This is a genomic window from Longilinea arvoryzae, from assembly GCF_001050235.1.
Classification (GTDB): domain Bacteria; phylum Chloroflexota; class Anaerolineae; order Anaerolineales; family Anaerolineaceae; genus Longilinea; species Longilinea arvoryzae.
In genome coordinates this window covers 599,879-613,449 of sequence record NZ_DF967972.1, presented here as the reverse complement: position 1 = coordinate 613,449, position 13,571 = coordinate 599,879, and the positions used below count along the sequence as shown (strand labels likewise).

Genomic DNA, 13,571 nt, shown 5'->3' with positions numbered 1-13,571 from the left:
GCGATCGTGTACTGAAAGAAGCGATTCCGTTATGAGAAGCGATCGGGAGCGATTATTGGATATTCTTGAAGCGATCGACCGAATCGACGCCCACAAGGAAATTTCTCGCTCTACATTTGACACAGACGAACTATTACAGATCTGGTTCGTTCATCATTTACAAACGATCGGTGAAGCGGCCAGCCATTTATCCCCTGAAATTCGGCAATACTTCGTTGATGTCCAATGGGGACAATTGATCGGCATGCGCCAAATCCTCGTACACGGGTATTTTGAGGTGGATTTGGACATTGTCTGGAATACGGTTCAGAATAACCTGGATCCATTGAAAAGCCAGATAGAGCTCATCATTAAGCGATTGGGTAATCCTCTTTAAAGTTTGATCAATCGTGCAGCATTTACTGGAACGACCTGCGATTCACTTCTCACTGTTCACTTCTCACTCCCTGATACGATACGAAAAGGCCTTTGACGCTGTATAGGATTTGGGGTATAATCGTTCCGTAGAAAGTTTGTCTCTTAACAGGTTCAGCTTTCGACTTGAAGGTTACTGGAGGTTCTCCGAACATTGCTTCCGCGAGATATCATTGAACACCATCGATCATCTCTCTCGGCTGCCCTGCGGAAACCGCCAGCCGAGTTTTTTTGCCGTTGAACGCGGTAAATCCCTAAATGGGAGGGAGGTGAGTTTCTTGACATTCGTCATTATTCGCCCGAATGAGTCTCAGGATCAATTGCTCAAGCGCTTTCGCAAGAAGGTCGTCAAGAGTGGTGTGCTGAGCACCGTTCGCCGCAAACGCTGGTTCATCTCGAAAAGCGAACTGCGCCGCGTCGAAAAGAAAAAGGCGATCCGCCGGATTAAGCGCCGCCAGATGAGCAAGATGGGCGAGTAACACTCACCGCACGATCCTTCCCGGGGTAAGCGGCCTGCTCAGTTTGATTGGAGGTATGAATGGCCAAAGAAGAAGATAAGATTCAGGTAGAAGGCGTCATCGTCGAAGCGTTACCAGCCACGCAATTCCGCGTGCGCCTGGAGAACGGACACGAGGTGCTGGCTTACCTTTCCGGCAGAATGCGCAAGTATTATATCCGCATCCTGCTGGGTGACCGGGTGAGGGTGGAAATGTCTCCCTACGACCTGACCCGCGGCCGCATTGTCTACCGCCAAAAAGCTGGCGCAGCGCCAATGGAAGAAGAATAACCCCTCGGAATCATCGATCATTGAACCACCGGGACCGTCCTGTACAGGACGGTCCCTTTTTTTATCCGGCATATTCTGATAATCGACAGATCAGGCCAGCCAGCCCCACTCGAAGTAAACCATGGCCATAAAAAGCATACTGAAAAACCACACTCCAACGATTGCCAGGCGGGCTCCCTTACCCCGCGCGGCCAGGGGTAAGGCCATGAAGGATGGAAACGCCATCATCAAGTAACGTCCATAACTGCCGAAGGGGGTGGTGTAGTTTGTAGTCATGCACAAATACACGATCATGCCGAGCTGGTAAACCCACATCGACGCTTCAAGGCGCCGGATGCACACAACCAGCATACCCACTCCAAACAGGAATAACGCCAGGTTGATCCATCCGTCCGGATGGCCCAGATAGACGTTGAAAAAGCGCTGGAAATCTCCCACGATCATCCAGGGCGGCTGCATGGCGCGCAGCCAGATGGTCTCCAGCAGTTGGTTGATGGGCGGGAACCCCTGCCGGATTCGCCAGGCGAAGAACAACAGCGTGCCCAGCGGTGGGGCGGCCGTGGCTGGCAGCAGCAGCCATGCGCGGCGGTCCTTCCGGACCTGTAAAAACCAGACCGTCAACAGACCCAACGCCAGGGGGATTGTGGTGCCGTGGGTCAGGCCGGCCGCCAGGCCGGACAGCGCGGCCGCCAGCCATTTCTTTTTCGTGGCGCATTCCAGGCTGATCAGAGAAAAGAGGAGCGCCAGGCCCAGTGGATAGGGCGCGAACCAGTACAGTCCCATCGGATAGATCGAAGCGAACAGGATGGCAAAGGTGGCGATGTCGTCATCGAATCTCTGCGCCGCCATCTTGTACAGCACCACCAGCGCCAGCAGGAAAGCCAACCGGCTGACCAACAGCAGGCTTCCCAGGTCATCCCCGCCCAGCAGCCAGCCAGCTGCATGCCCCAACAGCGGATAGAGCGGAAAGAAAGCGCTGACCACGTCGGCGTTATAGCCTTCCTGGGCAATGTGCAGGTAGTGCAGCGCATCCCAGCGCAGCCAGACGCCTTCCAGCGCGCCCGGCAGGCCTTCGTCGATGGGCGTGGATCCCCACAGGTTATAGGGATCATCCGGGCGGATTGGACTGTGCAGGCGCCAGGCCAGCCCGCCCATGCCGCTCAACAGCAGGTTCAGCGCCAGCCATAGCATCAGGCTGCGCTTCCAGGCGGGTGTGTCGAATTCTGTTTTTAACTTTTGTAAGACCGCAATATATTTTTGGGTTTGTTGCATGCCAGGATGACCTCTTATTGAAGTCCATTATAGGATAGAAGCGGTTTTTATAGAAAATCTCACAGATGGATTATTAATAAAGAACTGCCCCAAAACGGGGCAGTTCTTTATTTATTGACCAATGAACTCAGGACACCAATCGGTTATCGAAGCTGGTTAGCGCCTTCATGTAGTTGGCGCGTTCGAACGCCGCCGGGTCGGCTACGGCCTTCTGGCTCATGCTGCCGCACATCTTATTGACCGACGTGTATTCGAATTCTTCCATCCACCGGCGCATTTCTTCCAGAATCTCGGAGATGCGATTCGGACCGTTGGCGATCAGCTCGGAGGCCATCATCGCCACGTTCGCGCCGGCCATGACGGCCTTGATGGCGTCCTGGCAGGTGTGCACGCCGCTGGTCAGCGCCAGATCGGCCTGCACCCGCCCGTAGAGAATGGCCGTCCAGCGCAGCGGCAGCAGCAAATCGGAAGACGTGCTGAGCGACAGGCTGGGAACCACCTCGAGGGTTTCGGTATCCAGGTCGGGTTGGTAGAAACGGTTGAACAGCACCAGGCCGTTCACTCCGGCTTTCACCAGGCGCACGGCCAGGTTGGCCGGTGAGGTGAAGAAGGGGCTGAGCTTTACAGCCAGGGGGATGTGGGTCTTCTTACGGATGTCGGTGACCAGGTCGATGTAGGACTGTTCGAGGTCGGCGGAGGTTATTTCGGGGTCGGTGGGGATGTTGTAGATGTTCAGTTCCAACGCGTCCGCGCCGGCCTGCTCGATCTTGTGAGCGTAATCGACCCAACCGCCGGTCGAAATGCCGTTCAGGCTGCCGATGACCGGAATATTGACGGCCTTCTTCAGCCTGGACACCAGTTCCAGGTATTCTTCCGGTCCGACGTTGTATTTTTTCATCTCAGGGAAGTAGGTTAGCGCCTCAGCAAAGCTGTCGGTGCCGCTGCTCAGATAGAAATCGAGCGCGTTGCTTTCGTGAATGATCTGCTCTTCGAAGAGCGAATACATTACTACGGCAGCCGCGCCCGCATCTTCCAAGCGGCGAACGGAATCCACTTTCTTGGAAAGCGGTGAGGCCGAGGCTACGATCGGGTTCTTCAGTTGCAAACCGAGATACCTAGTGCTCAGGTCTACCATGGATTTTTTCCTCCATTTCGCCGGAGATGTGCTCCTGCGAAGGCGATTGAGCCTTCGCAGGAGGTTTTTCAATTCAGAGTCAGGCTATTTCTCGTCTTCTTTCTTGAAGGTCTGATTGGCCATCTGGCTGTACACCTGCCAGCGGCGATCCACGTCTCCACGAGCTTCGTTGAGCAGCATTTCGGCGCGAGCTTCGTCGCTCTGCACCAGCATGCGGTAGCGGGTTTCGTTGTAGACGTAGTCTTCGAGTTTGATCGAGGGTTCCTTGCTGTCGAGTTGGAGCGGGTTCTTGCCCTCATCGGCCAGGACGGGGTTGTAGCGATAGAGCAGCCAGTGGCCGGCCTGCACGGCCAGCTTCTGCTGTTCGAGGCCCTTGCGCATATCGATGCCGTGGGCGATGCAGTGGCTGTAGGCGATGATCAGGGACGGGCCATCGTAGGCGTCCGCTTCGGTGAAGGCCTTGAGCGTCTGGGCATCGTTGGCGCCCATGGCGACGCGCGCTACGTAGATGTAGCCATAGGCCATGGCAATCAGGCCCAGGTCCTTCTTGGGCAGGCCCTTGCCGTTGGCAGCGAACTTGGCGACTGCCGCGCGCGGGGTGGACTTGGAGGACTGACCGCCGGTGTTGGAGTAGACTTCGGTATCCAGCACCAAAACGTTGACGTTGCGTCCGGAGGCCAGCACGTGGTCGAGGCCGCCGTAACCGATATCGTACGCCCAGCCATCACCGCCGATGATCCACACGCTCTTCTTGACCAATTGGTCGACTACACTGAGCAGCATGGCGGCGCTCGGATCCTTCACGGTCGCCAGGCGCTGCTTGAGCAGGGCAACGCGTTCGCGTTGGGCCTTGATGCCGGCTTCCGTGGTCTGGTCGGCGTTCAGCAGTTCGGTCACCAGGCTTTCGCCAATGGTTCCGGCGAAGGTAGGCAGCAGTTCGCGGGCGAATTGAGCCTGCTTATCGAGCGTCAGGCGCATGCCCATGCCGAATTCGGCGTTATCTTCGAACAGCGAGTTCGACCAGGCCGGGCCGCGGCCTTCGCGGTTGTGCGCCCACGGGGTGGTGGGCAGGTTGCCGCCGTAGATGGACGAGCAGCCGGTGGCGTTGGCGATGACCGCGCGCTCACCGAAGAGCTGCGAGACCAGCTTGAGATAGGGGGTTTCACCGCAGCCAGCGCAGGCGCCGGAGAACTCGAACAGCGGCTGCAGCAGTTGGGCGTTCTTGACCGTGGTCAGCGAGATGGCCGTGCGGTCCACTTCGGGCAGGTTGAGGAAGAAGTCCCAGTTGGCGCTTTCGCTCTCGCGCAGCGGAGGCTGGGCGGCCATGTTGATGGCCTTGCGGGAGGGTTGAGTCTTGTCCTTGGCCGGGCAGGCTTCAACGCACAGCGCGCAGCCGGTGCAATCTTCGGGGGATACCTGGATGGTGAACTTGGTGCCGGGCAGTTCCTTGAACTTGGCATCGGTCGCCTTGAAGGTAGCCGGGGCATTCTTGAGTTCGGCCGGGTCGTAAACCTTCATGCGAATGACGGCGTGCGGGCAAACCATGGCGCATTTACCGCACTGGATGCACAGATCGGGTTCCCAGACCGGGATCTCGAGGGCAATGTTGCGCTTTTCATACGCAGCCGATCCGGTCGGGAAGGTGCCGTCGACGGGCATCTTGGAAACGGGCAGGTCGTCGCCTTCCATGGCGATGATGGGGCCGAGTGTATCGTGAATGAACTGCGGAGCGTCAGCAGGTACGGGCGCGCGGCGGGTGATGGCGCTGGTGGCCTTTGCGGGTACTTTGACCTCGAACAGATAAGCCAGGGAAGCGTCCACGGCGTCGTAGTTGCGTTGAACAACCGCTTCACCGCGTTTGCTGTAGGTCTTCTTGATGCTCTTCTTGATCTGGGCAATGGCTTCGTCGCGCGGGAGCACGCCGGAGATGGCGAAGAAGCAGGTCTGCATGATGGTGTTGATGCGGCCGCCCATGCCGGTTTTCTGGGCCACTTCGTAGGCGTCGATGACGTAGAAGCGCAATTTCTTCTGGATGATGGTTTCCTGATCTTCACGCGGCAGCTTGTCCCAGACTTCTTCGGGACCGTAGATGCTGTTGAGCAGGAAAACGCTGCCCGGCTTCGAATACTTGAGCATGTCGATGCGCTCGAGGAAGCTGAAAGCGTGGCAGGCTACGAAATCGGCGTCGTTGAGGCCGATCAGATAGGGCGCGTGAATGGGCTTGGGGCCGAAGCGCAGGTGCGAGGTGGTGACGGAGCCGGACTTCTTCGAATCGTAGACGAAGTAGCCCTGGGCTGCATTATCGGTGTCTTCACCGATGATCTTGATCGAGTTCTTGTTCGCGCCCACGGTGCCATCCGAACCCAGGCCGAAGAACACGCAGCACTTGGTGGTGGGGTCAGTGATGGTGAAGTGCGGATCGAAGTCCAGGCTGAGGTGCGAAACGTCATCATTGATGCCGACCGTGAAGTCATTCTTCGGCTCGCTCTTTTTTAGTTCATCGAAGACGGCTTTGACCATGGCCGGGGTGAATTCCTTGGAGGACAGACCGTAGCGCCCGCCAATGAGGACCGGGAAGGTCTTGAAGGGGGCGATGCCCTTGGCCAGGCCTTCGGCGATGGCCGTGATCACGTCCTTATACAGTGGTTCGCCATCCGAGCCGGGTTCCTTGGTGCGGTCGAGCACGGCGATCTTCTTGACGGTGGCGGGCAGCGCCTTGACCAGGGCTTCCATCGAGAACGGACGATACAGGTGCACGGTGACGACGCCCGTCTTTTCGCCCTTGCTGTTGAGGAAGAAGGCCGTTTCCTCGGCGGTTTCAGCGCCCGAGCCCATCAGGATGATGACGCGATCGGCATCCTGCGCGCCGGCGTAATCGAACAGGTGATACTGGCGGCCGGTGATCTTGGCAAACTTGTCCATGGATTCCTGGACGATGGCCGGCGTCTTGGCGTAGAACGGATTGACCGTTTCGCGGCCCTGGAAGTAGACATCCGGGTTTTGAGCGGAACCGCGCATCACAGGGTGTTCGGGGGAGAGGGCGCGCTGGCGCAATTCGAGGACCTTGTCCTCGGGGATCATGGCGCGCATATCTTCGACCGTGAGCTGCTCGATCTTGTTGACTTCGTGCGAGGTGCGGAAGCCGTCGAAGAAGTGCATGAAGGGAACGCGGGTGTTCAGGGTGGCGCGCTGGGCGATGAGAGCCATGTCCTGCGCTTCCTGAGGGGAGCGCGAGGAGATCAGCGCCCAACCGGTCTGGCGGGTGGCCATCACGTCGGCGTGGTCGCCGAAGATCGAAAGGCCCTGCGCGGCCAGGGAACGAGCGGTGACGTGGAAGACAGTCGGGGTCAATTCGCCGGCGATCTTGTACATGTTCGGGATCATCAACAGCAGGCCCTGAGATGCCGTGAAGGTGGTGGTCAGCGAGCCGGTTTGCAGCGCGCCGTGCACTGCGCCAGCCGCGCCGCCTTCATGCTCCATTTCCGCCACAGATGGAACGGTATTCCACAGGTTCTTCACGCCGGCGGCCATCCAGGCATCGGCGAACTCCCCCATTGCGGAGGACGGGGTGATCGGGTAGATCGCGATCACTTCATTGAGACGGTAAGCTACGTAAGCAACCGCCTCGTTGGCATCTATCGTAACCATTTTTCTTGTCATATTTCAAACTCCATTAAGTAAGTATGATGATAGATTTTAGGGCGGCACATTCCCCGCGGGTGTGCACGTAAAAAGCTCTTTCCATCCAAATTGATAATTTTACTCATCATCTACACAAGCCAAAAGTACCATATCTCACAAAAAAAGGGGTTCCCTGTCACATTCGTGAGAATAGGTATCCAGAACGATCATGGACCGGTTTGGGAGTACAATTGCGCCGGCCTGCGTTGATTGAATTGGAAGGGGATGACTCTCCTCAGTTTATTTTAACCCTTATGTTGACTACTGCACACCCCCCTTTAGGGGAAATCCTGGTTTTATTGACTGCCCTGCTTTGGGCTGGTTCTTCCATAATATATAGCCGAGTCGGGAAGTTCATTCCGCCCCTGGAATTGAACTTTCTCAAGGGTATTGGCGCGCTGGTCCTGGTGGCTATCACGCTCCTGGCGCTGGGAGAAGCAACCAGCGTCCTCACGCCAACCGCGCTGGCGCTGCTGTTGGCCAGCGGCATGCTGGGCATCGGCCTGGGCGATACGGCGTATATGGAAGCCCTGCGCACCATCGGCGCCCGCCAGGCTTCGCTCATCAAGACCCTGGCGCCGCCGACGGCCGGATTGCTCGGCTGGCTGTTCATGGGTGAGCGGCTTTCGGTTTCCGCCTGGGGCGGGATTGCCCTGATTGCCGCCGGGGTGGCCTGGGTGATCAGCGAACATTCTTCCGCCGCCGAGCAGGAGACGCTGCCCCGCGCCTTGCGCCTGCGCGGCATTCTGGCGGGCGTCATTGCCGCGCTGACCGAGGCGGGCGGCGTGGTGCTTTCGCGCGCCGCCCTTACCCTGACCCCGGTCACACCGCTTTGGGGTACCGGCCTGCGTCTGGCCGCGGGCACGGCCGTGGCAGGGGGGCTGCTGATCCTGCGCCGCCAGCCGATCGGCAATTGGCTGCGCCTGCCGCAGGCGCCCCGATTGGGCGGACTGGCCTTCGCGGCTTTCTTCTTTGGCACCTTCATCGGCATCTGGCTGCAGCATGCCGCGCTGCGCACCGTCCAGGCCGGCGTGGCGCAAACGCTGGTCGCCACCAGCCCGCTGTTCGTGCTGCCCATGGCAGGCCTGATGGGCGAGAAGATCAGCCCGCGCGCGGTGTTTGGCGCGCTGCTGGCCCTGGGCGGCGTGGCGCTGTTGTTTGTGTAAGAGACAGGATGATGAAGATGAAGAGGATGGAACTAATTTACAGATATCTTATAAATCTGTAAATTACTACTTTACAGAAATATGGGATTGTGTAAATTGGAAATTGAAAGCGATTAATCATCCCTTTTCTGTGGCAGGCACTGGCAGACCAACGTGCCACTGTGATTACCGGGATGCTGTGGGTGAAAGGGATGAAAGAACTAAATGAGTGTGACACCTTTAGAGTAATACGAAATAAGTACCAAATTCCTCTACTACTTCTTTAAATTGATTGAGAACATTCGGTTTATCTAAAAAAACATCCTTTATCCGTACATTTGGCCATTTATTGAAATCGTCCGGAATACCTTCAAAACCTGGTATTTTAGTAATTGCTTGGTGAAATCTTTGAAGCGATTCAGCGGAAACTTGTGTAGTCGCCCAACCATAATTGATAAACAAATTTCCATTAGTGTAAATTGAAAACATTGAAACACTTTTTCCATTTTTCTGGTAATGAAACGTAAAAGATCCCGACGCTGTTCCTGTGCCAAACCATACCCGCTTTGATTTTAATCTTGACCACGTATATAGATCTTGAATGATGGTAACTATTTCTTTGGGCAAAGAATTATGTACTGCTTCAAAAAATCTTTCTTCTGTCCATTGTTTACGTAAGCCAGCTGTAGATGATTTACCTGTATTTACTACACCAAACAAATGCGGAACCAAGATTTCCGTTTGTTCTTTTTGAAAACGCCGCATTTCAAGTGCAGCGAGTGAAAAGGCAGGCTTACCTGCCTCGTTAATAAATCGCACGATCTTGCTTAATTCTTCATTGATCTCATCCACGACAATAATTAGAATAAAATTTCCGCTTTGAAGTGCTTGTCCAACGTTAGTTCGAAAGGATTCCTCGTCCCATTCCTGATTCTGAAGATTTACCCTGACTAAATCAGCTAAGTTTCTTGAGGATTTATCTAAAATCTTTTTTTCAAAATCCTCGTAACCCATTCCCCAAAGATTGGCACCATACTCGAGCACCTGACCAATGACTTTACGTTTAATTTCTTCATTCGATGCTAACTTACATTCGATAATGGCAATATCACCATCAGCAGTAAATCCTATCAGGTCAACTGAACCGATATCCAAGGGGAATTCTCGCACTGCTGCAACCAATGGGCCTGCGCCTTCGCGCACCTCATTCAGAGATATTAAGGAAGGTTGTTCTGCCAATAATTTTTGTAGTTCTGTTTCATTAGCGTAGGCAACCGATTGGACCATTTGCCACATTTCACTTTTTTGGTTTCGAATGAGAATTTTCATTGCTTATTTCCACGGTAATTTAATTCACAATTTACTAGGAAGATAAGATCATTTTACACCAGCAATAAAATTCAATATTGATTATCGAACACCCCCCCCCATTTTTTCCAGCAAATGAGGGAAGGGTTTTCGACAACGCTTGGATTTTCTCTCTAATCTAAGTATCCTGGGCATCCTGTCCATCCTGTTTACTCTCTTCCGGTTCACGCTTCACCCATTCACGCATCCCCTTCTTTATTAAATCCATCCCTTCGATCAGTTTGCATTCCAGGCCGGGCGTGTTAGACTAGTTTTAACATGTCGATCCGCACCCTTTACCTCATTCGCCATGCTCAGCATGACCGCGCCAACCCGGAAGACGACGAGTTGGAGGGCGGCCTGACCCCGGCCGGTGAAATGCAGGCCGATTGGACGGCGCGGCGTATGCAGGGGCTGCCGGTGCAGGCCATCTATGCCAGCGATATGCGCCGCGCCCAGCAGACCGCCGCCATGCTGGCGCGCTGCTTCCCTGAGCTGCGCGTGCGCTGCGACCCCGACCTGCGCGAGTGCGTGCCGGTCATTCCGCCACTGCAGGCGGATGCCTTCACCAATCTCGACCCGTCCGCGATCATCCGCGATCAGTATCGCGCTGAACGGGCTTTCACGCGTTACTTCCGCCGCGCCGACGGCCGGGACGCGCACGAAATTCTGGTGACGCACGGCAACCTGCTGCGCTATCTGGTCTGCCGCGCCCTCGACCTGCCCGCCGAACGCTGGACCAGCCTGGAGATCTACAACTGCGGCATCACCGAGTTCACCCTCGATCACACCGGCCGCACGCAGCTCGTCTCTCACAATGACTCCGGGCATCTGCCGGGTTATCTTAAAACATTCCTGTAATTCATCGAAAGGAGTAATCATGAAACCGACGAATCGTGGTTCGCTTGTTGTAGGCCTGATCTTGATCGGGTTGGGTGTGTTGTTCTTCCTTTTCAATATCATCCCCGGCATCAATCTAACGGCTCTCTGGCCGATGATCTTCCTGGTGCTGGCGTTGGGCTTTTTTGCTCCGCCCCTGGTCTGGCCGCAGGCGCGCGAGGGGCTGTCCGGATTGTTCATCCCCGGCGCCATCATGCTCATGCTGGGCATCATCTTCTTCTATAATACGCTGACCAACGACTGGGCTTCCTGGGCTTACGCCTGGACGCTTATCCCCGGCGGCGTGGGCCTGGGTCTGTGGCTGGGTTCCTGGTACGGCGGTTGGGGTAAGGATTCGATGGCGGTCGGGCAGTGGATGCTGGCGATCAGCGTGCTGGTGTTTGGCCTGTTCGGCACGCTCTTCGGCGGTCCGGCGCTCAAGATCGCCGGTCCCCTGTTGCTCATCCTGGGCGGCGCGCTGCTGATGGCCCGTTCCTTCCGCAAGGCAGCCTGACGGTATGACGACGCAACTGACCTGGTACGGCCATGCCGCGCTTGGCTTACTGAGCGGCGGCCACCAAATCCTTGTGGATCCATTTTTCACCGGCAATCCGGCCGCCAGCCAGAAAGCCGCGGATGCGCAGGCCGATTTCATCCTGGTGACCCACGGTCACGGCGACCACCTGGGCGATACGGTTTCGATCGCCAAACGCTGCAATGCGCTGGTGATCAGCAATTTCGAAATCGCCAACTGGATGAAGAAGCAGGATGTGCGCGCCCACGGGCAGCATATCGGCGGCGGGCACCAGCATCCCTTCGGTTATCTTAAATTGACCCAGGCCATGCACGGCTCGGCTTTACCCGACGGCAGCAACGGCGGCAACCCGGCCGGTTTTCTGCTGACCACGAACGATGGCCAGAAGATTTACCTGGCCGGCGATACCGGTTTGTTCGGCGACATGCGCCTGATCGGTGAGGAAGAGCTGGACCTGGCGGTCATCCCCATCGGCGACAATTTCACCATGGGACCGGCCGACGCGCTGCGCGCCGTCCAGTTCCTGCATCCGAAGCACGTCATCCCCATCCATTACAATACCTTCGACCTGATCAGGCAGGACGCGCTGGCCTGGGCCGAACAGGTGGAGCGTTCGACGGACGCCAAAGTGCACGTTTTGCGTCCCGGGGATCGTTTTACCCTGGAATAAAAAGGTCAAAAACTTCCATTACGCCGCGCCCGAACCAGCGCGGCGTAAAATATTATTATCGATTGGTTGAGGTACGGCGATGTGTTGGTCGTGCCTTTGCGTCGGGGTGTTGCGTTTCCGGGCACGGCAGGTGGATTGATTAACCGGACCGGTTTCTCACATAGCCGTGGCCCTACGCATCCCGAATCAACGAATACCGAATCAACACATCCCGAATCAATACATCCCGCATCACTCTTCACTCCTCACCTCTTTCTGATAGCTTTTGCCAGACTTGCCCGGATAAGATTTGTTCAGATTGAAACCAGGAGCACCTATGCCCGCGGAAAAGATCAAGTTCTACAACCTGTCCATCCCCGAACGCCTGGATTGGCTGGCCGCGCAGGCCGGCCTGGACGCCGCCGATCTGGAGGCGCTGCGCGCAGGCCTGAGCGTCGATCAGGCCGACCACATGGTCGAGAACGCAATTGGCGTGTTCGGCCTGCCGTTGGGCGTGGCCCAGAATTTCGTGATCAACGGGCGCGAGGTGCTGGTGCCGATGGTCATCGAGGAGCCCTCCGTGATCGCGGGCGCGTCCTTCATGGCCAAACTGGCCCGAGCCGGCGGCGGCTTCTCCGCGAGCGCCAGCGCGCCCGAGATGATCGGCCAGATGCAGATCATCGATCTGGACGACGTGCATACCGCCCGCCTGAAGCTGCTCGAGCAGCGCGAGCGCCTGCTGGCCGAAGCGGATGAGATCGACCCGGTGCTCAAACGCCTGGGCGGAGGTCCGCGCGACCTGCAGGTGCGCGTGATCGAAGAGTCGCCCATTGGCGCGTTCCTGGTGCTGCACCTGATCTACGACGTGCGCGACGCCATGGGCGCCAACGCCGTCAACACCGCCATGGAGCGCCTGACCCCCTCCGTCGAAGGCATCACCGGCGGGCGCGCCCACCTGCGCATCCTTTCCAACCTGGCTGACCGGCGCACGGCCCGCGCGCGCTGCACCATTCCCCTCGGAGAACTGGCCTTCGGCGATTTTCCGGCCGAGCAGGTGCGCGACGGCGTCATCGCTGCCTGGGCCTTTGCCACGGCGGATCCCTACCGCGCGGCGACGCACAATAAGGGCATCATGAACGGCGTGGACGCGGTGGTGATTGCCGCCGGCAACGACTGGCGCGCCATCGAAGCCGGCGCGCATGCCTACGCCGCCCGCTCGGGGCGCTACACCAGCCTATCCACCTGGGCCAAGGACCGCGACGGCAACCTGCTGGGAACGCTGGAAATGCCGCTGGCAGTCGGCAGCGTGGGCGGCGCCACCCGCGTGCATCCCGCCGCGCGCGTTCTGCTAAAGCTGATGGGAGTCCAATCCGCGGCCCAGTTGGCCGAGATCATTATTTCGGTTGGACTGGCCCAGAACCTGGCCGCCCTGCGCGCCCTGGCCACCGAAGGCATCCAGCGCGGGCACATGGGTCTGCATGCCCGCCAGGTGGCCGTCGCCGCCGGCGCCGCGGGCGACGAAATCAACCGTCTGGCCGACCAACTCGTCTCCGAAAAAACTGTGCGCATCGATCGCGCCGAAGAGATCTTGAAGGAATGGCATAAGAGTTTTCACCACGGAGACACGGAGGGCACGGAGAAGATTTCTTAAAAAGAGAAGAAATCCATGATTTCTTTAAGACACAATGTCGAAAGAGAAATCACCACGGAGACACAGAGTACACGGA

At 57.1% G+C, this 13,571-nt stretch carries 13 protein-coding genes (1 of these 13 cut by a window edge); 9 read left to right on the top strand and 4 right to left on the bottom strand.

The window, feature by feature from the left end:
- From LARV_RS02835 to infA, 4 genes are all read left to right on the top strand, one after another.
- On the top strand, positions 1-35 hold the end of the coding sequence (locus LARV_RS02835) for a nucleotidyltransferase family protein (protein ID WP_075072220.1). 286 nt of this gene lie to the left of the window's left edge; 35 of the gene's 321 nt are visible here — the last part of the coding sequence; its start codon lies beyond the left edge, outside the window; its stop codon occupies positions 33-35.
- A gap of 20 nt (positions 36-55) precedes the next feature.
- Positions 56-376, top strand: coding sequence for a HepT-like ribonuclease domain-containing protein (locus LARV_RS02830; RefSeq protein WP_201785862.1), 321 nt, complete (start codon positions 56-58; stop codon positions 374-376).
- A gap of 211 nt (positions 377-587) precedes the next feature.
- Entirely contained in the window at positions 588-893 is a 306-nt protein-coding gene (gene rpsU, locus LARV_RS02825; protein ID WP_236709913.1) for a 30S ribosomal protein S21, read from the top strand.
- 59 nt (positions 894-952) lie between these two features.
- Positions 953-1,201, top strand: coding sequence for a translation initiation factor IF-1 (gene infA, locus LARV_RS02820; RefSeq protein ID WP_075072218.1), 249 nt, complete (start codon positions 953-955; stop codon positions 1,199-1,201).
- Positions 1,202-1,291: 90 nt separating this feature from the next.
- Here the strand turns inward: infA and LARV_RS02815 are convergent, their stop codons facing one another.
- The 3 genes from LARV_RS02815 to nifJ form a co-directional block, all read right to left on the bottom strand.
- The gene (locus LARV_RS02815) at positions 1,292-2,473 is read right to left on the bottom strand and encodes a mannosyltransferase family protein (protein ID WP_075072217.1); all 1,182 of its coding nucleotides are present in this window, start codon (positions 2,471-2,473) and stop codon (positions 1,292-1,294) included.
- 127 nt (positions 2,474-2,600) lie between these two features.
- Positions 2,601-3,608 (bottom strand): dihydroorotate dehydrogenase-like protein, encoded by a 1,008-nt coding sequence (locus LARV_RS02810; RefSeq protein ID WP_075072216.1) that lies wholly within the window; start codon positions 3,606-3,608, stop codon positions 2,601-2,603.
- A gap of 84 nt (positions 3,609-3,692) precedes the next feature.
- A complete protein-coding gene (gene nifJ, locus LARV_RS02805) occupies positions 3,693-7,268 on the bottom strand; it encodes a pyruvate:ferredoxin (flavodoxin) oxidoreductase (RefSeq protein WP_075072215.1) in 3,576 nt (1,191 codons plus the stop codon).
- Positions 7,269-7,543: 275 nt separating this feature from the next.
- Between nifJ and LARV_RS02800 the strand changes: the two genes are divergently transcribed.
- The gene (locus tag LARV_RS02800; RefSeq protein ID WP_075072214.1) at positions 7,544-8,455 is read left to right on the top strand and encodes a DMT family transporter; all 912 of its coding nucleotides are present in this window, start codon (positions 7,544-7,546) and stop codon (positions 8,453-8,455) included.
- Between the two features lie 219 nt (positions 8,456-8,674).
- Here the strand turns inward: LARV_RS02800 and LARV_RS02795 are convergent, their stop codons facing one another.
- Positions 8,675-9,763, bottom strand: a complete 1,089-nt coding sequence (locus tag LARV_RS02795; RefSeq protein WP_075072213.1) for a PDDEXK family nuclease — start codon at positions 9,761-9,763, stop codon at positions 8,675-8,677.
- Positions 9,764-10,060: 297 nt separating this feature from the next.
- Between LARV_RS02795 and LARV_RS02790 the strand changes: the two genes are divergently transcribed.
- The 4 genes from LARV_RS02790 to LARV_RS02775 all read left to right on the top strand — a co-directional run bounded on the left by LARV_RS02790 (position 10,061) and on the right by LARV_RS02775 (position 13,495).
- Positions 10,061-10,642, top strand: a complete 582-nt coding sequence (locus LARV_RS02790) for a histidine phosphatase family protein (protein WP_075072212.1) — start codon at positions 10,061-10,063, stop codon at positions 10,640-10,642.
- Positions 10,643-10,661: 19 nt separating this feature from the next.
- A complete protein-coding gene (locus tag LARV_RS02785; protein ID WP_075072211.1) occupies positions 10,662-11,174 on the top strand; it encodes a hypothetical protein in 513 nt (170 codons plus the stop codon).
- 4 nt (positions 11,175-11,178) lie between these two features.
- The gene (locus tag LARV_RS02780; RefSeq protein WP_075072210.1) at positions 11,179-11,865 is read left to right on the top strand and encodes a metal-dependent hydrolase; all 687 of its coding nucleotides are present in this window, start codon (positions 11,179-11,181) and stop codon (positions 11,863-11,865) included.
- Positions 11,866-12,181: 316 nt separating this feature from the next.
- Complete coding sequence (locus LARV_RS02775) at positions 12,182-13,495, top strand: hydroxymethylglutaryl-CoA reductase, degradative (protein WP_075072209.1); 1,314 nt, start codon at positions 12,182-12,184, stop codon at positions 13,493-13,495.
- Positions 13,496-13,571 lie beyond the last annotated feature (76 nt).

Bases quoted from the DNA above. Each gene is read 5' to 3' on its own strand.
- infA (WP_075072218.1), top strand. From the start codon at position 953: ATGGCCAAAGAAGAAGATAAGATTCAGGTAGAAGGCGTCATCGTCGAA.
- LARV_RS02815 (WP_075072217.1), bottom strand. From the start codon at position 2,473: ATGCAACAAACCCAAAAATATATTGCGGTCTTACAAAAGTTAAAAACA.
- LARV_RS02810 (WP_075072216.1), bottom strand. From the start codon at position 3,608: ATGGTAGACCTGAGCACTAGGTATCTCGGTTTGCAACTGAAGAACCCG.
- nifJ (WP_075072215.1), bottom strand. From the start codon at position 7,268: ATGACAAGAAAAATGGTTACGATAGATGCCAACGAGGCGGTTGCTTAC.
- LARV_RS02800 (WP_075072214.1), top strand. From the start codon at position 7,544: ATGTTGACTACTGCACACCCCCCTTTAGGGGAAATCCTGGTTTTATTG.
- LARV_RS02795 (WP_075072213.1), bottom strand. From the start codon at position 9,763: ATGAAAATTCTCATTCGAAACCAAAAAAGTGAAATGTGGCAAATGGTC.
- LARV_RS02790 (WP_075072212.1), top strand. From the start codon at position 10,061: ATGTCGATCCGCACCCTTTACCTCATTCGCCATGCTCAGCATGACCGC.
- LARV_RS02785 (WP_075072211.1), top strand. From the start codon at position 10,662: ATGAAACCGACGAATCGTGGTTCGCTTGTTGTAGGCCTGATCTTGATC.
- LARV_RS02780 (WP_075072210.1), top strand. From the start codon at position 11,179: ATGACGACGCAACTGACCTGGTACGGCCATGCCGCGCTTGGCTTACTG.
- LARV_RS02775 (WP_075072209.1), top strand. From the start codon at position 12,182: ATGCCCGCGGAAAAGATCAAGTTCTACAACCTGTCCATCCCCGAACGC.